This is a genomic window from Brevibacillus fluminis (genome assembly GCF_003710825.1).
GTDB lineage: Bacteria > Bacillota > Bacilli > Brevibacillales > Brevibacillaceae > Brevibacillus_D > Brevibacillus_D fluminis.
The window spans coordinates 56,328-77,118 of the sequence record NZ_RHHQ01000002.1 but is presented as its reverse complement, the minus strand read 5'-3'; the positions used below and the strand labels follow the sequence as shown (position 1 = coordinate 77,118).

At 49.6% G+C, this 20,791-nt stretch carries 21 protein-coding genes, 1 pseudogene and 1 riboswitch; all 22 genes and pseudogenes read left to right on the top strand.

All coding sequences use genetic code 11. From position 1 onward, the window contains the following. Positions 1-20: 20 nt before the first annotated feature. Positions 21-479 (top strand): hypothetical protein, encoded by a 459-nt coding sequence (locus tag EDM56_RS00515; RefSeq protein ID WP_122915919.1) that lies wholly within the window; start codon positions 21-23, stop codon positions 477-479. Between the two features lie 50 nt (positions 480-529). Beyond that, positions 530-630: riboswitch (SAM riboswitch) on the top strand. 131 nt (positions 631-761) lie between these two features. Beyond that, on the top strand, positions 762-1,973 hold the full coding sequence (gene metK / locus EDM56_RS00510) for a methionine adenosyltransferase (RefSeq protein ID WP_122915918.1): 1,212 nt from the start codon (positions 762-764) through the stop codon (positions 1,971-1,973). A gap of 164 nt (positions 1,974-2,137) precedes the next feature. Then, positions 2,138-3,151: a polysaccharide deacetylase family protein gene (locus tag EDM56_RS00505; RefSeq protein WP_246009210.1), complete on the top strand. Its 1,014-nt coding sequence runs from the start codon at positions 2,138-2,140 to the stop codon at positions 3,149-3,151. A gap of 11 nt (positions 3,152-3,162) precedes the next feature. Then, positions 3,163-4,305 carry a sensor histidine kinase gene (locus EDM56_RS00500; protein ID WP_122915917.1) on the top strand — a complete coding sequence of 381 codons (1,143 nt, stop codon included), beginning with the start codon at positions 3,163-3,165 and terminating at the stop codon, positions 4,303-4,305. A 31-nt stretch (positions 4,306-4,336) separates the two neighbouring features. Continuing rightward, positions 4,337-5,044, top strand: coding sequence for a response regulator (locus EDM56_RS00495; RefSeq protein WP_122915916.1), 708 nt, complete (start codon positions 4,337-4,339; stop codon positions 5,042-5,044). Positions 5,045-5,105: 61 nt separating this feature from the next. After that, the gene (locus tag EDM56_RS00490; RefSeq protein WP_122915915.1) at positions 5,106-5,468 is read left to right on the top strand and encodes a glycosyltransferase family protein; all 363 of its coding nucleotides are present in this window, start codon (positions 5,106-5,108) and stop codon (positions 5,466-5,468) included. Between the two features lie 71 nt (positions 5,469-5,539). Beyond that, positions 5,540-7,492 (top strand): ATP-dependent helicase ComFA, encoded by a 1,953-nt coding sequence (locus EDM56_RS00485; protein WP_122915914.1) that lies wholly within the window; start codon positions 5,540-5,542, stop codon positions 7,490-7,492. After that, the gene (locus EDM56_RS00480; RefSeq protein WP_122915913.1) at positions 7,485-8,267 is read left to right on the top strand and encodes a ComF family protein; all 783 of its coding nucleotides are present in this window, start codon (positions 7,485-7,487) and stop codon (positions 8,265-8,267) included. The genes EDM56_RS00485 and EDM56_RS00480 overlap by 8 nt, the downstream gene beginning before the upstream one ends. A 108-nt stretch (positions 8,268-8,375) precedes the next feature. Continuing rightward, complete coding sequence (locus EDM56_RS00475) at positions 8,376-8,801, top strand: TIGR03826 family flagellar region protein (RefSeq protein ID WP_122915912.1); 426 nt, start codon at positions 8,376-8,378, stop codon at positions 8,799-8,801. A 93-nt stretch (positions 8,802-8,894) separates the two neighbouring features. After that, entirely contained in the window at positions 8,895-9,176 is a 282-nt protein-coding gene (gene flgM / locus EDM56_RS00470) for a flagellar biosynthesis anti-sigma factor FlgM (protein WP_122915911.1), read from the top strand. 20 nt (positions 9,177-9,196) lie between these two features. Then, a complete protein-coding gene (locus EDM56_RS00465) occupies positions 9,197-9,703 on the top strand; it encodes a flagellar protein FlgN (RefSeq protein ID WP_246009209.1) in 507 nt (168 codons plus the stop codon). 12 nt (positions 9,704-9,715) lie between these two features. Further along, a complete protein-coding gene (flgK, locus tag EDM56_RS00460; RefSeq protein ID WP_122915910.1) occupies positions 9,716-11,263 on the top strand; it encodes a flagellar hook-associated protein FlgK in 1,548 nt (515 codons plus the stop codon). A 41-nt stretch (positions 11,264-11,304) separates the two neighbouring features. Continuing rightward, a complete protein-coding gene (gene flgL / locus EDM56_RS00455; RefSeq protein WP_122915909.1) occupies positions 11,305-12,195 on the top strand; it encodes a flagellar hook-associated protein FlgL in 891 nt (296 codons plus the stop codon). 24 nt (positions 12,196-12,219) lie between these two features. Next, positions 12,220-12,792, top strand: coding sequence for a DUF6470 family protein (locus EDM56_RS00450; RefSeq protein ID WP_122915908.1), 573 nt, complete (start codon positions 12,220-12,222; stop codon positions 12,790-12,792). Positions 12,793-12,937: 145 nt separating this feature from the next. Beyond that, positions 12,938-15,100, top strand: coding sequence for a hypothetical protein (locus EDM56_RS00445; protein ID WP_122915907.1), 2,163 nt, complete (start codon positions 12,938-12,940; stop codon positions 15,098-15,100). Beyond that, on the top strand, positions 15,097-15,396 hold the full coding sequence (locus tag EDM56_RS00440; RefSeq protein WP_122915906.1) for an EscU/YscU/HrcU family type III secretion system export apparatus switch protein: 300 nt from the start codon (positions 15,097-15,099) through the stop codon (positions 15,394-15,396). The genes EDM56_RS00445 and EDM56_RS00440 overlap by 4 nt, the downstream gene beginning before the upstream one ends. A 63-nt stretch (positions 15,397-15,459) precedes the next feature. After that, positions 15,460-15,912: a flagellar export chaperone FliS gene (gene fliS / locus EDM56_RS00435; RefSeq protein ID WP_122915905.1), complete on the top strand. Its 453-nt coding sequence runs from the start codon at positions 15,460-15,462 to the stop codon at positions 15,910-15,912. A gap of 36 nt (positions 15,913-15,948) precedes the next feature. Continuing rightward, entirely contained in the window at positions 15,949-17,991 is a 2,043-nt protein-coding gene (locus EDM56_RS32015) for a flagellin N-terminal helical domain-containing protein (RefSeq protein ID WP_122915904.1), read from the top strand. A gap of 111 nt (positions 17,992-18,102) precedes the next feature. Then, positions 18,103-18,537, top strand: a complete 435-nt coding sequence (locus tag EDM56_RS00425; protein WP_122915903.1) for a YaaR family protein — start codon at positions 18,103-18,105, stop codon at positions 18,535-18,537. Positions 18,538-18,555: 18 nt separating this feature from the next. Beyond that, positions 18,556-18,990 (top strand): flagellar assembly protein FliW, encoded by a 435-nt coding sequence (fliW, locus tag EDM56_RS00420; RefSeq protein ID WP_183192233.1) that lies wholly within the window; start codon positions 18,556-18,558, stop codon positions 18,988-18,990. 12 nt (positions 18,991-19,002) lie between these two features. Then, positions 19,003-19,260 (top strand): carbon storage regulator CsrA, encoded by a 258-nt coding sequence (gene csrA / locus EDM56_RS00415; RefSeq protein ID WP_122915901.1) that lies wholly within the window; start codon positions 19,003-19,005, stop codon positions 19,258-19,260. A 148-nt stretch (positions 19,261-19,408) separates the two neighbouring features. Further along, a pseudogene (locus EDM56_RS32185) lies at positions 19,409-19,765 on the top strand (flagellin N-terminal helical domain-containing protein); the annotation flags it as partial. Positions 19,766-20,791: the final 1,026 nt, after the last annotated feature.

The following is a 20,791-nucleotide window of genomic DNA, read 5'->3' as shown; positions in this document are numbered from 1 at the left end:
AAAAGGAGGCAGCTAGAGAGATGAACAAACGCACAAGAAACAAATGGCTCATTGGACTGGGGTTCGTTGGGCTCACCATCTTCGCCACCCAAGCGTGGGCAGACGGAGCGGGGTCGAGCGGCATGCCTGGTTCTGCAGATGATCCTGTCGTGACCAAAAGCTACGTGGATCAGCAAATCCAGCAAATTGCAGGCGGCGGCAACCGGTTGGTGGTCGAGGAGCTGCGTGCTGGACAAACCTTGTATGGCTACGAGGGAACCGAATTCATCGTGCGCACTGGAAAAGTCGTTGCGGTGGCGGGAATGAATGGCGATGGATTGACGGATATTACCTCGGGTGCGGACTTGCGAGGCGGCGCTACGGTGCAGTCAAACCACTTATTGCTAATCGCCCGTTCGGACTCGCGCGGACTGCGTTTAGCGCCGGGGAATAATGGGGTAGCCTATGTAATGATTCGCGGCAACTACGAAATAAAATAAGTGGTTGACACCCCGATAAAAAATGATTATTATCAAATGCGTAATGGATACTCTTATCCAGAGCAGGCGGAGGGACTGGCCCAATGAAGCCCGGCAACCGATAGCGACGGTGCTAACCAGCAGGATGGATGACCATTCTGGCCGATAAGAGGTTAGGGAACGCATACAAAAAGCACCTTTTCCTCACAATTAGGGAAAAGGTTTTATTTTTGTGGAGTACAACGAACCTGATTCGCTGATTCGGCTTATCCCCCAGCTTTAAAGAATAAAGGAGGAAGAATCATGTCTTTACAAAAAGGTCGTCGCTTGTTTACTTCAGAGTCCGTTACGGAAGGTCATCCTGATAAGATTTGCGACCAAATTTCCGATGCAGTATTGGACGCTATTCTGGCAAAAGATCCGAATGCTCGCGTAGCTTGCGAAACATCCGTCACCACTGGTTTGGTGTTGGTAGCAGGTGAAATTACAACGAGCACATATGTAGATATTCAAAAGCTGGTTCGCGATACCATTCGCGGCATCGGCTATGACCGCGCAAAATACGGCTTCGATGCCGACACTTGCGGCGTCATCCTGGCAATCGGCGAGCAATCCGCTGACATCGCGCTCGGTGTAGACCAAGCGCTGGAAGCAAGAGAAGGCAAAATGACCGATGCTGAAATCGAAGCAATCGGTGCGGGCGACCAAGGTTTGATGTTTGGTTTTGCTTGCAACGAAACACCTGAACTGATGCCATTGCCAATCAGCATGGCTCACCAACTGGCACGCCGTTTGACTGAAGTGCGCAAAGACGGCACACTGTCCTACCTGCGCCCAGACGGTAAAACGCAAGTAACGGTTGAGTATGATGGGGACAAGCCAGTTCGCATCGACACAATCGTAATTTCCACCCAACATGCGCCTGAGACCACTTTGGAGCAAATCAAAGCGGATCTGACTGAGCATGTGATCAAAAAAGTGGTTCCAGCAAACCTGCTGGATGACCAAACCAAATACTTCATCAACCCAACAGGCCGTTTCGTTATCGGCGGACCTCAAGGGGATGCTGGCTTGACTGGTCGTAAAATCATCGTTGATACGTACGGTGGCTATGCTCGCCACGGCGGCGGTGCGTTCTCCGGTAAGGATCCAACAAAAGTTGACCGTTCCGGCGCATATGCTGCTCGCTATGTTGCGAAAAACATCGTTGCTGCTGGTCTCGCTGAAAAATGCGAAGTGCAAGTTGCTTATGCAATCGGTGTAGCACAACCTGTATCCATCAGCGTAGATACGTTCGGCACAGGCAAAATCAGTGAAGAAGCATTGGTGCAATTGACTCGCAAACATTTCGACCTGCGTCCTGCTGGCATCATCAAGCAACTGGACCTGCGTCGCCCAATCTTCAAACAAACCGCTGCTTACGGTCACTTTGGCCGCAACGACCTGAATGTTCCTTGGGAGCAAACAGACAAAGCGGAAGATCTGAAAAAAGATGCAGCTGAACTGGTAAAGTAAGCTCGCTATCGATAAAACAAGGAAAATGCCTAGCCATCGCGCTAGGCATTTTTCATTCCATAAAGTTTTCGAATTCGCCAAAACTCTACATCATTGGCAGGACATACATAAAGGAATTCCTGCTTTTTTGTCGAACATGATAAAATGAAAAAGGAGGAGTCTGCGTGTTTAAAAGGATATCCTTCTTGATTACGTTCCTGATTGTACTGGTGCTCGTCGTAGCGGGCGGTTTTTGGTCGGGCGGGGCAACTGATTCTGTACAGCCTGCCGTTGCACCGGGGGCCGTGGAGGCGCAGACTGCCAATCAACCCGCTGAGGCAGCTGTTTCGAAAGAGGCGGATTGGCAAAAACAGCCCGAGCAACAATCACAGCCGGTAAAAAAACAGAAGTGGTACGATAATCAAGTGGTCGTGCTGACATACCACCATGTGTCCAATAAGACAGATCGACAATATGAGATTAGCCCATCTGAATTGAAGGCGCATCTGGATTTCCTGCGCGAATATGACTTCCATCCGATTTCATTGACGGAGTTCCTCCGTTTTGTGGATACGGGCGTATTGGCGACGGAGAACGCCGTGCTGCTCACGTTTGATGATGGGTATGAAAGCTACTATTCCGAAGCATTCCCGTTGTTACAGCAATACGGGTACCCTTCCGTCAACTTTTTGATTGCAGGGCGGCTGCGTGATTCGGTAGACCGCAAGCGACCGAACATGACGACCCCGCTATCGGAGCAAGAGGTGAATGAGCTGTTGGCATCAGGGTTATCCGATATCGGCTCCCATACCTACAGCCTGCATGAACAAGCGGAAAAAAACGAATGGGGAGATTTGACACCGCAGACGGCCCCTGTTTATCTGGAGGATTTGTCCCGTCTGGAAAACGAGCAGGAGTACAGAGATCGGCTGTATGTTGATTTCATGATGTCGCGAGTCGCGCTTTCCCAAATCGCGAAAAAGGAGATCCGGGTGATTTCCTACCCGTTCGGTTTCAGCAATGAGACTGTGACGGAAACCGCCAAGCAAGCCGGTTATCAATATGCGTTTAACTCGCGTCCCGATGTCGTCAAGGCCGGAACGAACCGTTTCGAGCTGCCTCGCTATGATGTCGGTATGCATACATTTGATACACAGAAGCTGTTGGAGCTATTTACTAAGGTGAAGACGGGTTTTTGAGAGGAGCAGTCATGAGCCAAAAGGTTGATGTCAATCTGCTGGACGGCGTCTTCAAAAAAACAGTGAAGACCGTGGAGGCTAGCAGAAAACAGATTTTTGAGATTTCGGAGAACGCCCGCCGTGAAAGTGGCACGATGAAGCTGGATATCATGGAGATTCGCAATGAGATCGGCAAAGTGATCGATCGTGTGGACAAGCTGGAATTGGCGTACCGAAAAGCAAAGTCCCGTTTGGCTCAGGTAAGCAGACATTTTCATAGCTATACCGAAGAGGACATACGAGTCGCCTATGAGGAGGCTCACAACATCCAGATTGAGCTGACCGTAAGCCGGGAGCGCGAGGCCAACCTTCGTCGCCGCAGGGATGAATTGGAGCGGCGTCTGCGTAGCCTAGAGGAAACGATCGTCAAAGCGGAGAACCTGATGTCCCACATTGGCGTCGTGCTGAATTATCTCACAGGCGATCTGAGCAAGGTGGGAGAAGCGCTGGAGACGGCCAAGCACCATCAGATGCTGGGCCTGCGGATCATCCAGGCGCAGGAAGAAGAGCGCAAACGCGTTTCCAGAGAAATTCACGACGGTCCTGCACAGTCGATGGCCAATGTCGTCCTGCGCACGGAGATCGTCGAGAGAATGCTGAAGAACGATCGAATGGTGGAAGCCCAAATGGAGCTGCACGAATTGAAGGATATGGTGCGTTTCAGCCTGTCCGATGTGCGGCGAATCATTTTCGATCTACGCCCAATGGCGTTGGATGATCTTGGGCTCATTCCCACGATTCAGAAATATTGCCAAACGTTTGAAGAACGCACCAATTTGCATATCAATGTAGCTGTTTTCGGCAAAGAGCAGCATTTGGATAGCTCGGTGAAAGCCGCGCTGTTCCGTCTGATACAGGAATGCCTGAACAATACGTTCAAGCATGCCCGCGCGATAAAAGTGCAGGTAAAGGTAGAATTTCAATACGAGCAGGTGATCATCGTCGTAAAAGACGATGGGGTCGGGTTCGTCGTATCGGAAAAAAGCTCGGATGGAGAGTCCTTTGGAATTTTGGGTATGAAAGAGCGGACGCAGCTGCTAGAAGGCACGATGGAGATTCATTCGCAACCAGGCCAAGGGACGAGAGTACAATTCCATATTCCGATAAAAAGATAGAGACTAAGATGCATTCGCGGAAGGTGAGAAAATGGAGAAACAGAAGGAAAAAATCAGTATCGTCTTGGTAGATGATCATCAGTTATTCCGTGAAGGAGTAAAACGAATTCTGGAGATGGAAGAGGACTTCTGCGTAGTTGGGGAAGGCTCTGACGGCTCCGAGGCGGTAGAATTGGTCGAAAAGCACACGCCGCAGGTACTCCTGATGGACATTAATATGCCAAATGTGAACGGTGTAGTCGCATCCGAAGAAGTTGTGACCGTCAGCCCGAAGACTCGCGTTATCATTCTGTCGATTCATGACGACGAGGGCTATGTGTACCGGACACTCCGTTCCGGTGCTTCCGGCTATTTACTGAAGGAAATGGGCACCAGCGAGCTGGTTGAAGCAGTACGCGTCGTTGCGCGCGGAGGCGCCTACATTCACCCGAAAGTGACTGGCAAGCTGATTGACGAATTCCGTCGACTGAGCGAACAGGAAGAGTCGATGGAACAAACCGCGGCTTACGAGACGGCTGTAACGGTCGACCCGCACATCATCGAATCTTTGACTCGCCGTGAGCTGGAAGTATTGCAGTTGATGGCTGAGGGGAAAAGTAACCGTGCGATTGGTGAGTATTTGTTTATCAGCGAAAAAACGGTAAAAAATCATGTCAGCAGCATTTTGCAAAAGCTCAACGTACAAGATCGCACGCAGGCAGTTGTCATCTCGATCAAAAATGGCTGGGTGCGCCTGTAGGTAAAGTTGCGATAGCACGGAGTGCAAGCTGAGCATACCCTGTCAGTAGGGAGGGATGCTCATGCTGTACGAATTGTTTACGTGGCTTTTGGTATCGTATAGCTGCGCGGGTTTGATTGCGTTGATTGCCACTCCCATTGTTGGCCGAATCCCGACTGTTTCAGGAAAAACGCCAATTTTGGTGAAACTTCATCTGTATCAATCTGCCGAGCAGCTGGAAGCAGTGGTTCGCCGGTTGCATTTCGCATCGCGCAAAAACGGTACGCCGGTTCGGATTTTGCTTGCCGATCATGGCTCAACCGATGATACGCTAGCGATCATCAAGATATTGGAACGCAATAAACTGCTGTTCACTACGGAGGAGAGCGCGTCAGCGCCTGCTTACGTTTTGGATCTGCGCAACCCTTCAACAAGTGAGAGCTGATCAGCTCTCTTTTTTATTTGCGCACCCCCTCTGTCTTTTTCCACAATGAAGCAAAGGGAGGGAGGGCACACATGCGGAATTATCTCGTCTACATCAAAGTGGAAGTGAGCGGGCGCATGCCTGCAAGAGCACGGATGCAATCTCCGCAAGCGTATGTGACACCGTGCTTTTCGGTGGACAAGTTGTTTTGGGAGGAGCAGGAGTCGAGGAGGCTGTTTGTGATCGGGAGCAGCACCTCCTTGGCTTTAGCTTTTGCCATCCGCGAGCAAATCAATCGCCAGGTGAGCAAAAGCGGCGGCGCATTCACCGAAGCGGTGGTAGACGAGTTGCGCGGCATGGTCTCAGGGCTGGTCAACGAGACTAATCGGTTATACGGGCAGCGTGTGGCCGTCGAAGCATCAAGCCCGTCTGCGGCTGAGGCGTATTTTTCTGTGTCACCCTGGAACCAACCCCAATACGAATCTTCTGAGGCAAGTGCGTACCCATCCCACCTATCAAATACACTCACCATGACACACAAACAACTCATAAAAGAAGCAGCACAATTATATGGTCAAATTTCGGGGCGAGCCTTATTCCTCGATGAAATAGAACGATTATCCGAAAAACAAGGTCAGCCGGTCAGCTTTATGCAAGAGGCGTTGCAGTGGCTTGTTCTGCAAGAAAAGACAGAGATATATCCAGGAATCCGCTTGGAGCTGCGTAAAGGAATCGTGCGTCATACGCTCACCTTCCGCTGCCAACGTTGCGGCAGCGAGCGTCATATTCTTTTGTGCACCTGCCATACATGCGGCCAAGGGTGCGCCTATTGCACCGCCTGTCTGGACATGGGGCGGAGCAAATGCTGCACGCCTTATGTATGTACAGCCATGCCAAAGCATGATAATCGGGCTGTAATTGAATCAGGCGCCAGTCCTCTGCAATGGTCAGGTCAATTTTCGCCCGCTCAATCATTCGCGGCAGAACATGCGAGACGCTTTGTGGCTTCGGGCAACCAATCAGGGCGGTTTTTGATCTGGGCCGTCTGCGGCGCGGGCAAGACGGAGCTGATCTTTCCTGCCATCAATGAAACATTGGCAAAAGGAGGACAGGTGCTGGTGGCCACCCCGCGCAAGGATGTCGTACTGGAGCTGGTACCGAGGCTGGCCCGTGTTTTTCCGACTACAAAGGTCATTGCCGTCCACGGCTCCAGCCTGGAAAAATGGAAGGATGCACAGCTGGTCATTTCGACCACACATCAGGTGATGCGATATTACCGACGGTTCGATCTGGTCGTCGTCGACGAGGTTGATGCCTTTCCGTTTCGGGGGGATGAGATGCTGTATCGCGCGGTAGAGCGAGCGGCTGCGGATGAGGGGAAGTGTTTGTTCCTAAGCGCTACGCCACCTCGTGAGTTGACCCGCAAGCTGGTGAGGAAGAAGTTTTTTCAGATTGCCCCGTCTTCCGCAACGCATGTCATGCTGCCGCTGCGCTATCACGGCCATTTGCTGCCGGTTCCTCAAGTGGTGCAGGAGCGACAGCTTGAACGGAAGATGCGCACAGGGGTGCGGATGGAGAGCTTGCTGGGGGCGGCCGCCGACACACTCGACGCAGATCGACAGCTTTTTCTTTTCGTGCCCCGGATCGAATGGATCGAACATGTGGTGGATTATATGGTTCGTTTTTTGCCTGCTACGGATGGAATTGTGGCGGGCGTGTATGCAGCTGACCCCGATCGCGAGAAGAAGGTTATGCTGTTTCGGGAAAAGCGTTTGCGGCTTATTGTAACCACGACCATATTGGAGCGGGGCGTCACGATTCCGAGGTCGGATGTCATCGTATTAGGGGCCGATGACGGTGTTTTTGATGAAGCGTCATTGGTGCAAATCGCAGGGAGGGTAGGGCGGTCCGCAGATGCTCCGGATGGGATGGTTCGCTTCATTACGGCAGGCAGCTCACGGGTGCCTCATGCAGCGGTAAAGCAGATCAAGCGAATGAATCGATTGGGGTTGAGCGTGCGAAAGGAGCAGGTGCACCATGGGTGACAAGATGTGTTTGGCTTGCAATCGGAGCCTTGTACAGAAGCGGCTGGAGGAAACCTGGACAGTGCTGGCCCAGAGCCTTGTCCCCAGCAACGTTTATCCGCGGATATACCGGTTATTCGGCATACTGCCATTATGCGCAGGCTGTCTCAGTGAGCTTATCATCTTGCAGGGCGTTCATTGCATACGTTGCGGCCGAAGTCTACAAAACTGGGTGGGACAAGGCGAGCTGTGTGGCGATTGCGCATATATCGAACATGATCCGCTTTGCTGCAACCGGAGCCTGCTTCGCTATGACGGCTGGATCAAGGAACGGATCGGCACCTTCAAATACAGGGGCGACGAACGTTGGGCGCATTGCTTTGCTGTGCTGATGGCGATCGGATACGTCCGTTATTACCGGGAGGCTGGCATTTCGCTGATCAGCTACGTCCCCCTTCATGAAAAGCGGCAATGGGAGCGTGGCTTTAATCAAGCTGAGCTACTTGCCATTCAACTCGGGCGTATCTTGCGTTTGCCTGTAAAGCCACTTTTGCTGCGGACTAAAGAAACAGATAAGCAGAGCAAGCAGATCGGGCGCCTGGCTCGCCAGGAAAGCATGCATGACGCATTCGCGATGCTACCTATACCGCTTACTAGAGTCAAAAAGCTATTGATTGTCGACGATATTTATACGACCGGCTCTACGCTGCGTTCCTGTGCCGCGGCGATCCATTCTGCCGCTTTACCGAATGCTACGAGCAAAATCGATGTTTGCAGCCTCACATTATGCCGATAAAGAAAGAAAACGTACATAAAACGGTCATAGTTGTTTTTGTCGAAATACGTTATAGTAAAATTAAGGATTTTCCCGATGGGATAGTCGGTGTAAGGGGAGAGATTTGCCATGAGTTTTGGAAAGTTGGCTAATTGCACAAGCTGTGATGCGTTGTTCGTCCAATCGACGCGAGATGTTTGCCCTAAGTGCTATCAAGCCATCGAGAAGGATTATGAAAAGTGCACACAGTTCTTACGCAAACGCGAAAATCGCGGGTCTACACTACAGCAGGTGAGCGAAGCAACTGGGGTTTCGGCCAAACAGATCACGCGGTTTATTCGGGAAGGCAGAATTTCCATCGCGAACACGCCAAATTTGGGATATCCTTGTGAGAATTGCGGCACAAGTATTCAAAAAGGCACGCTTTGCGACGATTGCGCACGTGATCTGAAACGGGAGATCAATCAACAGCTTGATGTGGATCAGCGCTTGGCTGACTTTGAAAAAGAACGTAACGCACAAGGATATAAACGAAGAGACCACATTAACGAATAGGAAAAACTAATCATTTTTATGAAAAATGCCGATGATACTACTGAATAGGTAGTCATCGGCATTTTGTTTTGTAGATAAGGGGATGAAAAAGATATGCGAATCAACGAAACGAATCGCACTGGAATGATAAATGCGTACAATAACACTGCGAAAACAGCCGCATCCAAAGAAGGCAAGCATAAGATGGGCAAGGATGAGGTACAAATCTCAGACGAAGCCCTTGAAATGCTGCGCATGGGTGAGGACACGGAGGAAACGCCGCAAGTTCGCAAGCAGCGTATCCAGTCCATCAAGCAGGCGATCGAGGATGGAACCTATCAGGTGCCGACCGACAAAGTGGCGGAGAAGTTCCTCTCGTTTTGGAAAAAGCCCTAAAAGCAAAGGGGTAAAGACAAATGGACTTCATGAACAAGCTGTATGAGCTACTCGGTAACCTGCGCGACCTGCATGCTGCCTTGTTGACGCTAGCGGTGGAAAAAAAGGAAGTGCTCATCGTCGGGAATACGGATGGGCTTGTACGGATCATGCAAAAAGAGCAAAAGCTTGTCAAAGCGATTGAAGCGGTGGAGACTGCGCGCATTCAGTGCATCGAAAAGTTGCTGAGTGAGCGCAGTTATCCCATTACGGTCAAAACCTTGGATGATTTGATCAAAATGACCACAAGTGCAGAAGAAAAGTCCCAGCTGTCCGCACATCGGGAGGAGCTTCTGCGAATCGTATCGGAGCTCCGTGCGGTAAACGACTTGAATCAGCAGCTATTGGAGCAATCGCTTTCCTTCGTGGAGATGTCGCTCGATTTCATTACCGCTCCACCAGAGGACGATTACATCTATCATAAACCGAATGGACAAATGTCCGGCGGATATACGCAATACCAGTCATACCTTAACAAGAAAGCATAGAGAGGTGTTACGATGCGTTCAACGTTTCATGGGATTGAAGTAAGCAAAAGGGGTTTGTTTGCCCAGCAATCCGCGCTTGATACGACGAGTCATAATATTGCAAATGCGAATACGGAAGGCTATACGCGTCAGCGTGCGAATATGCAAGCGACGCCAGGACTACCTGCACCGGGGATTAACAATAGCACGGCACCTGGTCAAATTGGGACGGGTGTTCAGGTAACAGACTTGCAGCGCATTCGTGAGAGTTTTCTCGATACACAAGTACGCAACGAAAATAAGCATCTTGGTTATTGGGATGCAGTACAATCCGGGTTAGGCAAACTTGAAGCGATCATGAATGAGCCATCTGACACAGGTTTGCAAACCGTCATGGACTCTCTGTGGGAATCGTGGCAGGATTTAGCGAAAGAACCGAATAGCCTTTCTGCGCGCGCGGTCGTGTCGCAACGTGCTACTGCATTGACAGAGACCTTTTCAAGCATCATGACCTCGATGACGGAACTGCAAACAGACTTGGACAATACGATTGCCACGAATGTGCTGGATATCAATTCGATGGCCAAGCAAGTGGCGGACCTGAACAAACAGATCGCGGATGTTGTGCCACATGGCTACCAGCCGAATGACTTATACGATCAGCGAGATGTATTGCTCGACAAGCTGTCAAAAATGGCCGATATCAAGGTGACGGAAGCCGAGAGCGGCATGGTCAACGTGACGATGGAAGGGCAGGAATTGGTGACGGGCCGTGCCTCCGTTGAAATGGCGACGGTCAAGAATCCCATTACTGGGTTTAATGATATTACATTGGGTGGAAATGAATTCAAGCCGACCAGCCAAGGTACATTGAGCGGCAATATCAAAGTCCGCGGTGAGGCAACCGTGCAGACTGTTAACGGTCAGCCGGTTGTGACCAAAACCGGGTATATTGCAGATTTGACTTCCCGCTTAAACAAATTGGCCGTTAGCATGTCGACGGAAATCAACAACCTGCACCAGACTGGCGCGAATATTTTTGACATTGAAAACCGGAAAACAAATCCGAATGCACCGTTACAAGGGTTAATGTTCTTTGTGGACAGCACGGATCCGACAAAACCGCCAACAGACGCTTCGAAAATGGCGTTGAACCCGGCGATTATAGCGAGTCTCAATGCCATTGCGGCAGCACAGACAAAAGCGTCGGAAGGCAGCGAAGCGGGGACGTCTTTCGAAGGGGACGGGCGCAATGCGCGCGACATCGCTTCGATCAAGTTTCACGTGTTTTCGTCAACAGAAGGTCTGGGTGAATCGACGACTCTTGACGACTACTACCGTTACTCCATCGCGAAATTGGGTGTAGACAGCCAGGAAGCGCAGCGGATGGACAAAAACTCGGAAATTTTGGTTGGGCAAGTGGAAAATCAGCGCTCCTCGATTTCAGGAGTATCCCTCGATGAAGAGATGTCCGACATGATCAAATACCAGCACGCTTATAGCGCAGCAGCTCGTGTGATGACAAGTATGGACGAATTGCTCGACAAAGTCATCAATGGCATGGGCAGAGTTGGCCTCTAATCATAAGTCACGGAGATAGGAACGGAAAGGGGTAGGCACGAATGGCAATTCGCGTTACGCAAAATATGCTGAATAGCCACATGCTGCGCAATCTGTCCAACTCGATGGGCAGCATGGACAAGTATCAAGAGCAGCTCTCCTCAGGGCGAAAAATAGCAAGACCATCTGACGACCCGGTTGTGGCGACAAGAGGGATGTTTTACCGGTCTTCTCTGGTGGAGAATGGTCAGTTTCAGCGCAATGTCAACGAAGCGACTTCTTGGATGGAGTTAGCTGACAAGGCGATGGATGAGCAAACGAGTATTATGAAACGTGTGAATGAACTCGCTGTCTATTCAGGCAACGTTTCTTTGAATAGCGACTCTTTGAAGGCAATAGCGGAAGAGATTGACCAGATCAAAGAGCAGATGGGCAATATCGCCAATCAGACCGTTGGCGGACGCTATATTTTTGCCGGAACCGATACGCAAAATCCGCCTTACAGCTATGAGCAAGGCGACTTTGTCAGTACGAACAATGCGGAAATCCGCTTGGAAATGAATAAAAGTGTTTTTCTGCCGATCAATGTCAGCGGACAGGCTCTTTTTAATTTTCCATCCAACGACAAAAACGTCTTCAAGCTGCTTGATACCATCTCTGCCCAATTAAAAGAGGGCAAGGATGTGACGGGGTACATCACAGACATACAGCAGCAAGAGGACAACCTGAACGCCCAGCGTGCCTCGCTTGGTGCGCGGGTGAACCGGATTGAGTTGATCAGCGGACGGTTGCAGAATGAGGAAGTCAGCGTGAATAAGCTGATGTCTGACAATGAGGACGCTGACATTGCCAGCGTCATTACCAACCTAAAAACACAAGAGAACGTGCACAGTGCCGCACTGGGAGCAGGAGCACGAATTATTCAGCCGAGCTTGATGGACTTCTTGAGATAGAAGCGCTGAGGGAGGAATTCATACATGCTGCCTCAACTTCGTATGGAACAAACCTATGCGCAAATCGGACTTGAAACAGAACGTGGCGTACAGGAGATCAGGCAACCTCGGGCTGAGCTCAACATGCAGCAGCAGCCGGCTGAACTCCATATCAAACAGCCATTGGGCGTGCTTAAAATTGATACCAGTGAGGCGCGGGCACAACTTGACTTGAAGGGTATATTGCGGCGGAGTCGCGAGTACGCTTCCCTTGGCCGTCAAAAAGCGCTGCAGGCGATAGCCAAGATAAGCCAAGAAGGCGATCAGATGCGTCATATTGAGAAAAAAGGGAACAAGATTGCTCAGATCGCCGCGCAAAACGACGGGGTTTATGACAACACGAATGTCATTCAAGCGGATTGGACTACAGATGGAATCGAAATTTCCTATCAAAAAGCTGAACCTGAAATTAACTGGAAAGTAAATGGCGTAAAAATGAATCCGGAGATTCACAAGCCGGAGATTAACTATACACCAGGCAAGGTCGATGTCTATGTTCGGCAAAAAAATAGCCTGACCATCGATGTGGTTGGCGGGATATTTGATCAAGGAATGTAGAAAGATCGGCCATATGCCTCTGATACAGCTATTCAAGATTCGACACCTGATGAAGGTGTCTTTTTTCTTACCTGAAATTAATTTTTTGCCGATACAACAAATAGTGAAAGAATGAACGGCTCTGAATCGTTTGGGAGGTCAAGACATGAAAGTAAACAATTCCTCGAATCTGAATCAGGTACAACGCAACGATCAGCAACCCGATTTGCAAACGGGCGAGATCGTTAAGGCCACAGTTAAGGAGAAACTTCCGAACAATGAGGCAATCGTTCAGGTTAAAGGAAAAAGCATGCAGGTCAAGGTGGAGGGGAGCGTTGCCAAAGGGGACAACGTAACGATGCAAGTAACCGATACAGACGGGAAAATACCTGGCGTGAAGGTAGTTCCCGACCCTGCCGTTAATGCCGGTTCCCAGACGCAAGCGTCAGACGCGGCTAGAGTCATACGAGGACTGGGCGAGACACCGACGAATGATCTGAAAATGGCGGTAGCACTTGTATTGGGACAAGGACTCCCGATCGATAAGTCCATTTTGGGGCAGCTAAAGCTATTTATGGAAAAAGGTGTGGGAACGGTTGGGCAAAAGCTCGATGCGATCCGGGCATTGCTGAATAAACAGGCGCCAATCACTATGACGACATTGCAGGCTGTGAATGAAGCGCTGAACGGAGACAGTTTAAAAAGCATGATCCAACAATTGTTGCCTACAGGAGGGGATTCGGCGACCCAAGCTAGACCAGCCACCCTTATAGATGCGCTCGATCAATCAGCATCGAAAACCAACAACACACCTCCAACGGTAACGCAACAAACATTGACAGAGGTTAATACGCTCAAGCAGCAGGTGGCAAGCGAGCCAAACTTCCATAAGGCACTCATGCACGTCAAAAAAACTGTAGCCACTGCTCCTGGTTTGACCGATGAGATAAAAAAACCGCTGCAAAAGGCGATTGCAGAGGCGGAGCAATTCCAAGAGATGGGCCGTTCGCAGATTGGACGCAACGTATTGATAAAAGCCTTAGATACAGTAGGAGACAAACTGCTCGCCGATTCTGCAACACAGGCTGACGCTGATAACACCACAGATAGCACTGCGGCTTCGCAAAGCCAAAACTACCTGCAAAACGAAGCCATGCAGGCTGTTGGGGTAAACAGTAAGGATATCCTCATTACACAAGTAACCCGTCGCCTCGGCGAAGCCGCTGAATCTTTCAAAAACGTCAAGCGCGAGATTGTCCGTAACCTCGACAATCTGGAAAAGAGCATTCCGCCTGGTCGTATCAATGTGTTGCCGCAAGTAAAGCCACTGTTGGAATCGACCATCGACATGCTGGACCGCACCATTTTAAAAAGCGATGTCACGATGTTTACCGATATGAGCATGGAGAAAACCTTGATGAGCGCCAGTGGTCAACTGAGTCAGGCAAGGAAGCTGCTGGCACAAGGAGACAATGAGCAAGCGTCTCAATTGGTCAATGAAGTGAAACAAAGCCTGGACAAGCTTACCTTCAAGCCGACAATCACACGCGTCCAGCATTTTCTCACAGCCGACAGCATGTTTCAAGGGGCACCAGATTCGCTGAAGCTGTCAGCGCAAGCCGAGCAGCTGACACGAGCGTTTACTCCCGAGCACGCCTCGGCTCGATCGACCTTTGAATTTATGCGTTCACTCGGTTTGAACCATGAGAGCGAGGTAGCGCAGGCACTTGTTTTGCATAAAGATCAGGTCGAACCACAGGAGCTGCAAAAAAATCTAAAAGCAACGATGCTGCAAATCATGAAGCAGCAAGGCGACCTCGCTTCCCAACGAATCGGTGACCAGCCGATCGATAAAGCGTTTATGAACCTGACCGGACAACAGATTTTGAATAAAACAGATACCCAATCCAGCATGCAATCCCTTTTCTTTAATCTCCCCGTGATGCTCGGAGCCAAGGTTGAGGATGTAAAAGTATTCGTCAACGGACGCAAGGAAGGGGAAAAAATCGATTGGGAGAATTGCAGCTGCTACTTCTTGCTCGAAACCAAAAAGCTCGGTGAGACCGGCATTATGCTGACCTCGGTTAGCCGCAACTTGTCTGTCTCCATTCGAAATGATGCGCCAAACTTCAAGGAAACGATGCAGCCCTTAGTAGACAAGTGTAGGGACCGCTTGAAGGAGATCGGGTATAACATCACGAGCGTCCAGTTTGACAAGCTGACCCAGGAGTCAGCGAAGCCAAGCGTCGAGGAGAAGCCGGCAGAAAAAACAGGCACCGATGTGGCGCGATTCGTGACGGGACAGAAAGGATTTGATTTCAAGGCATGAATCACAAGTTTTTTAACCAAAAGCGCAGGAACGAGATGAACGGTCCTTCTGCGGCAGTCATCCGTTACGACGCCGCAACCGATCGGGCACCAACCGTTGTCGCACAGGGACGAGGTGCGATCGCTGACAGGATCGTCGCAATGGCAAAGCAACACGACATTCCGCTTCAGCAGGATTCATCCTTGCTTGGTACGCTAATCGATATGGATTTGGGCGACAACGTACCACCACAGCTCTACTCTGTCATCGCAGAGATTCTCCTCATGCTGGAGGAAATGGAAAACCATCGATATTAATGTAAAGGCAGGCATAGCTTTGCCCGATATAAGAAAGAGAAGGAAGTAGCAGGGAGGAAGACCGTGAGCAATCCGATTACAGAAGAAAGCCTGTATCAACTGACATCGCAGGAGCTGACCCTGCTATTGTACGAGGCGTTGCAGAAGAATCTGGTACGTGCCTCTGATGCCATTCATGGTGGCCGGCTGACTGATGCTAACCTGTTTTTGCAGCGCTGCAATGACATCCTGCACCGGCTCGGCGTGGGGATCAATTACGAGGCCGGCATTATCGCTGATCAGCTGGAACACATTTACAACTACATGGCAGAGCGCATCATCGAAGCTAACCTACAAAAAGATGTTGCCATTATCGAAGAAGTGCAGCATTTGCTCAAGCAGATTGCAGACGCCTGGAAGGAAGCCGTGCAAAAGGCTCAAGCACAAACACAAGCTGCCAAAACGATAAAACGCAGAATCAACGCTTACGATCAGGATCTCTACGATATGGAGCTGAGCGTTGACCGTAAAGAATAGAACATACTCACGATCGCGAAGGAGGTTTATCAAAAGATGAGGATTAACCATAATATCGCTGCTTTAAATACGTATCGTCAGCTTTCGCAAAATCAGAACAACGTGTCAAAAAGCCTGGAGCGCCTCTCGTCAGGCATGCGCATCAATCGTGCCTCGGATGATGCGGCTGGTTTGGCTGTATCCGAAAAGATGCGCACGCAGATTCGCGGGCTGGCAATGGCTGAACGCAACTCCATGGACGGGGTGTCGCTGATCCAGACTGCAGAGGGCGCACTCGATACGGTGCACTCGATTTTGCAGCGGATGCGTGAGCTAGCTGTACAAGCAGCCAACGGAACTAATACGACATCCGACTCGCAATCGATCCAAGACGAAATCAACGCGCTCTCCACAGAGATCAACCGTGTTGGCAATACGCTTGAGTTCAATACGAAAAGACTGTTAAACGGCGCGGCGACAATCAATACGATCACTAATACCGGTAAATTGACAGGTGGAACGAATGGAATCGCCGGTGCCGAAGCAGCGGGGACTCTGACCGCAGGTGGAAGCACACTGTCTGTGAAATCGGTAGACAAAAGCTCGGAACTGAATGGCTATACAATTGTGATCGACCCTGACAATACAGCTGCTGCAGCTAAGCAGGCGAGCGTATCAGTCAGCAATATTAACGGAAGCGGCAATACCTTAACCATTACGTCCAATAAGTATGGAAAAGCGCTGGAAGGGTACGAAATCTCGTTTGTTGACGGTGGCGCTGGATTCACACCTACCGATGCGGTTATATCCGGGAACAAGATCACAGTGACGGCAGACTTTAATGGCGGGGCACCTACGTTGCAAACAGACATTGAAACGGCGATCTCAGCCAAGCTCACAGCCGCTGGCCTGACGGGTGAAGGCGTAAAATTGTCAGGAGCGCCTGCGCTGAATCTGGCTGATTTGGCCAATACAGGACCGTTCCAGCTTGCGGGCGGGGCTGAAAAAGTGACAGCAACCGTAACAGGACGCACAGTACGGTTGGCGGGCAACTGGTCGAATGGTACCGCTGCCGCTCAACCGACGAATGCGGACATCGAGAAGGCGATTAATGATGCGTTAAAGGGTGCGGGATTCGGACAAATTACCATGACACCGAATACAGCGACAGCGTTGGACCCGAATTTTTATACTGGCGGATCGATCACATTGTCGGGTGGCATTACGTCCGCTTCTGCCAAGTCCGCGAGTCGTTCGATCATTATTTCGGCAACTCCCCACCAGGACGACGTGCTTACGCTCAAGGACCCGACAGGCGTGACGAAGAAAATCGGCTTCTGGGACAGCAGTGATACCAAATATGCGACTCCGCTTGCAGCGCAAACTGCGCTCGGTGTAGACTCGCTGATTGATATTTACAACGGCTCGGCTTACAAAGAAACATCCGACATTACACTGGATATTGCAGCATTCGCGTCTACACTCTTTACTGATTACACATTTAAAGCTTCCGAGGCAGGCAGCGATCTGCTGATTTCGGCTAAAACGCCGGGAGTGACCGGAAATGACTTCACGACAACATTCGAGCCTTCCAAGCAATCCGGTCTCTCTATGCAGATTGGCGCAAATACAGGGCAGCAGCTACTCGTAGACATCCCGACGGTCCGCTCGCAGGTCTTGAACATCACAGGAATTACGTCAGGCGCTACGATTACGTCGCGCAGTGGCAAGTATACGGCCAAGCTGACCGCTGAGAAGGTCGTAGGAGATGGTCAAAGCAGCAACAACACGGAGTATGCACTTGACGTGACCGACCCGAAATCGGCCGCAGGTGCCATTGAAATCTTTGACGAAGCGGTTTCGTACGTATCCCAGGTGCGTGCCAAGCTGGGTGCCTATCAAAATCGGCTGGAATATACGGTCAGCAACCTCAGTGTTTCCGAAGAAAACCTGACCGCGGCCGAATCCCGTATCCGCGATTCAGATATGGCACTTGAGATGACCAACTTTACGAAGAACAATATCATCAACCAGGCCGCCACAGCGATGCTCGCACAGGCCAACCAGCTCCCGCAAGGCGTTTTGCAATTGCTGCAATAGAAAGCGGATGAGCGTAATGGTATGCTGTAAGCATGGATGATAACAGGATAAGCCCTTACTCAGCAGGGGCTTTTCTTCTTTTTACCTAGAATTCGGAGGGGTGCACCCAACATGGAAGTTAATAAAATCGGTAAAGCGGGATTGGAAAAGTTCACTCCAAAGGATAAACCCCTTGAGAGCATAAGCTTTCAGGAAGTAATGGCAAAAGGGCGCGAAAAAATCAACGAGGAAAAGTTTCAAAAACTGTTGAAAGAAATTGATGACCAGGGCAAAATTCTCGCTGAATCTCGTACCGTTGAAGATTTGCGTCGGTATAAACAGCTAGTCAAGGAGCTGATGAACGACGTCGTCAAATATGGGGTTGCCTTGGAAGAGCGGCGAGGATTTAATCGACGTGGCAGAACCAAAATCTATAAAATCATTACAGAAGTAGACAAGAAGCTCCTTGCGATTACGGATGAGGTGCTTAAAAAAGAAAGCAGAGGATTAAGCATCCTTGATCTGGTTGGCGAAATCAAAGGTTTGCTCGTTAATATTTTTGCGTAGATGGGTGGAGGCGGAAGCATGCTAGTACAAACACCTTTATTTGGTGAAATCAGTATTGATCGGGAAAAGGTCGTAACGTTTCAGCACGGAATACCCGGATTTGAAAACGAAAAACAATTTGTGTTCCTGCCTATGGATGATTCCTTGTTTACCGTCATGCAGTCTGTTACATCATCCCTTCATTTCATCGTGGTCCGTCCTTTTCAGCTGTTCCCTGATTATGATTTTGAAATTCCGACAAGCTTTGTTAACCAACTCGAGATCAAAGAACCTGATGAAGTGGTCATCTACAATATCGTCGTGTTGCATGATGACTGGAAGAAATCCACAGTGAACATGCAAGCGCCCATCGTTATTAACAGCCGTAATGGAAAGGGGTTGCAAATCGTGTTGAATCAATACAAGATCAAGCAACCATTGTTTCCCCAAAGCGTTCAAGTCAAAAACGGATAGGAGCAACCACCAATGCTTGTGCTATCACGTAAAAAGAATGAGTCCATCATGATCGGCGACAATATAGAAATCAAAGTGATTAGTGTCGATGGTGACACCGTAAGGATCGGGATTGTAGCCCCACGCGACATTCAGGTTCATCGCAAGGAAATTTTCATAGAGATTCTGGAAGAAAATCGTCTTGCCTCCCAGTCGAAAGGGAATTTGACGATGCTCACACAAATGTTGTCGAAAGAAGCAGCGGAATACGACAAAAAAAGCAAAAAATAATAATTTGCACTAAATGGAAGAATGAACTTTACCGATATAGTAAATGTGAGACTCATGTGGCCAAGCGCGCGATTGTGTGACATGAGCTCAACGATGTTTTCCGCCACAAGGATGTGGGGAATCAAACGAATTCAAGGAGGAATTTTACATGCGTATTAACCACAATATCGCGTCTCTGAATACATACCGTCAGATGACGTCCAACACCAGCGCTACAGGTAAATCCCTGGAGAAGCTGTCTTCCGGCCTCCGCATCAACCGTGCAGGTGATGACGCAGCTGGTCTCGCAATCTCTGAAAAAATGCGTGGTCAAATCCGTGGTTTGGATCAAGCAAGCCGCAACGCGCAAGATTCGATCTCTTTGATTCAAACAGCTGAGGGTGCATTGAACGAAACTCACTCCATCCTGCAACGTATGCGTGAATTGTCTGTACAAGCAGCCAACAGCACCTCCACTGACACCGACCGTGCTGAGTTGCAAAAAGAGGTTAGCCAGCTGAAATCTGAGGTTGACCGTATTGCCAGCACTACTGAGTTCAACAGCAAGAAGTTGCTGAATGGTAGCTTGAGTACTGCGAAAACTGCTCAAGGTTCTATCGAAACTTCCAACAAGTTTGCTGTTGCTGATACTGCAGGAACCAGCGGTACTATAAAAGCAGGTACAGCAATGGCTGTAAGTACGGCTGTAACAGGTGCAACAGGGACTGGCGCAACACAAACTTCAGGTGCAGCACTGGCAGACAAGACTATCATTCAAACAGGCGTCAATGATGCGTTTAAAATTCAAATTAACGGTAACGCTGCCGTTGCTGTTACAATTGCTCCTAGTTCTGCGAGCGGATATAGCAAATCAGAATTTGTTGATGCATTGAATGCTGCAGTAAAATCAACTTTAGGAACGGAAGCTAACAATCAATTCAACAATGCAGCGTTCTCCTTGACCTCCGATGGTCATCTCCAAGTTACAACATCTGCTGTTGGTAGCAGCGCAACAATCGCTGTAGCAATTCAAGCGCCTGGCACTGCAAATCAATCTGCTCTTGCTGCAATGGGATTTGCATCAAAAGAAACAACTATTTCCGGTACTGCTGACTTGTCCTCCGGTTTGACTGTCGCAGCTGCTGGTGCTAACGTTAACTTCAATATCCAAATTGGTAATGGTAATGCTGGTTCGGCCATTGCTGTGGATTTGACAAATGATGCAAGCAATGCCACAAAATTGGCAGTTGGTAGCACGTATACTTTCCAACAAGTTAAAGATGCATTGCAAAGTGCATTGGACAATAAAATCGGGAAAGGTGCTATCACAGTTGGTGATGATACCAATGGTCACATTGTATTAACAAACAACGCGGGTTCCGTTAACTTTGCAGTTTCTGCAAACGGTGCGAACACAGGTCATACAGCATTATTTGGAGGTGCAATTACTGCAGCTGCTGTAACTCAAGCGGCCAACGTTACTGCATCTGGTACTGATGCTGTTAGCACAGTTAAAGCTGGAACCAATATTGCAAAAGATGCTAACGATCAG

Excerpts from the sequence above, each read along its gene's own strand:
- EDM56_RS00425 (WP_122915903.1), top strand. The coding sequence starts at position 18,103 with ATGGAAGTTAATAAAATCGGTAAAGCGGGATTGGAAAAGTTCACTCCA.
- EDM56_RS00465 (WP_246009209.1), top strand. The coding sequence starts at position 9,197 with ATGGACTTCATGAACAAGCTGTATGAGCTACTCGGTAACCTGCGCGAC.
- EDM56_RS00515 (WP_122915919.1), top strand. The coding sequence starts at position 21 with ATGAACAAACGCACAAGAAACAAATGGCTCATTGGACTGGGGTTCGTT.
- metK (WP_122915918.1), top strand. The coding sequence starts at position 762 with ATGTCTTTACAAAAAGGTCGTCGCTTGTTTACTTCAGAGTCCGTTACG.
- EDM56_RS00440 (WP_122915906.1), top strand. The coding sequence starts at position 15,097 with ATGAATCACAAGTTTTTTAACCAAAAGCGCAGGAACGAGATGAACGGT.
- EDM56_RS00480 (WP_122915913.1), top strand. The coding sequence starts at position 7,485 with ATGGGTGACAAGATGTGTTTGGCTTGCAATCGGAGCCTTGTACAGAAG.
- EDM56_RS00475 (WP_122915912.1), top strand. The coding sequence starts at position 8,376 with ATGAGTTTTGGAAAGTTGGCTAATTGCACAAGCTGTGATGCGTTGTTC.
- EDM56_RS00450 (WP_122915908.1), top strand. The coding sequence starts at position 12,220 with ATGCTGCCTCAACTTCGTATGGAACAAACCTATGCGCAAATCGGACTT.
- flgL (WP_122915909.1), top strand. The coding sequence starts at position 11,305 with ATGGCAATTCGCGTTACGCAAAATATGCTGAATAGCCACATGCTGCGC.
- flgM (WP_122915911.1), top strand. The coding sequence starts at position 8,895 with ATGCGAATCAACGAAACGAATCGCACTGGAATGATAAATGCGTACAAT.
- flgK (WP_122915910.1), top strand. The coding sequence starts at position 9,716 with ATGCGTTCAACGTTTCATGGGATTGAAGTAAGCAAAAGGGGTTTGTTT.
- EDM56_RS00485 (WP_122915914.1), top strand. The coding sequence starts at position 5,540 with ATGCGGAATTATCTCGTCTACATCAAAGTGGAAGTGAGCGGGCGCATG.
- fliW (WP_183192233.1), top strand. The coding sequence starts at position 18,556 with ATGCTAGTACAAACACCTTTATTTGGTGAAATCAGTATTGATCGGGAA.
- EDM56_RS00500 (WP_122915917.1), top strand. The coding sequence starts at position 3,163 with ATGAGCCAAAAGGTTGATGTCAATCTGCTGGACGGCGTCTTCAAAAAA.
- EDM56_RS00495 (WP_122915916.1), top strand. The coding sequence starts at position 4,337 with ATGGAGAAACAGAAGGAAAAAATCAGTATCGTCTTGGTAGATGATCAT.
- EDM56_RS00490 (WP_122915915.1), top strand. The coding sequence starts at position 5,106 with ATGCTGTACGAATTGTTTACGTGGCTTTTGGTATCGTATAGCTGCGCG.
- csrA (WP_122915901.1), top strand. The coding sequence starts at position 19,003 with ATGCTTGTGCTATCACGTAAAAAGAATGAGTCCATCATGATCGGCGAC.
- EDM56_RS00445 (WP_122915907.1), top strand. The coding sequence starts at position 12,938 with ATGAAAGTAAACAATTCCTCGAATCTGAATCAGGTACAACGCAACGAT.
- EDM56_RS32015 (WP_122915904.1), top strand. The coding sequence starts at position 15,949 with ATGAGGATTAACCATAATATCGCTGCTTTAAATACGTATCGTCAGCTT.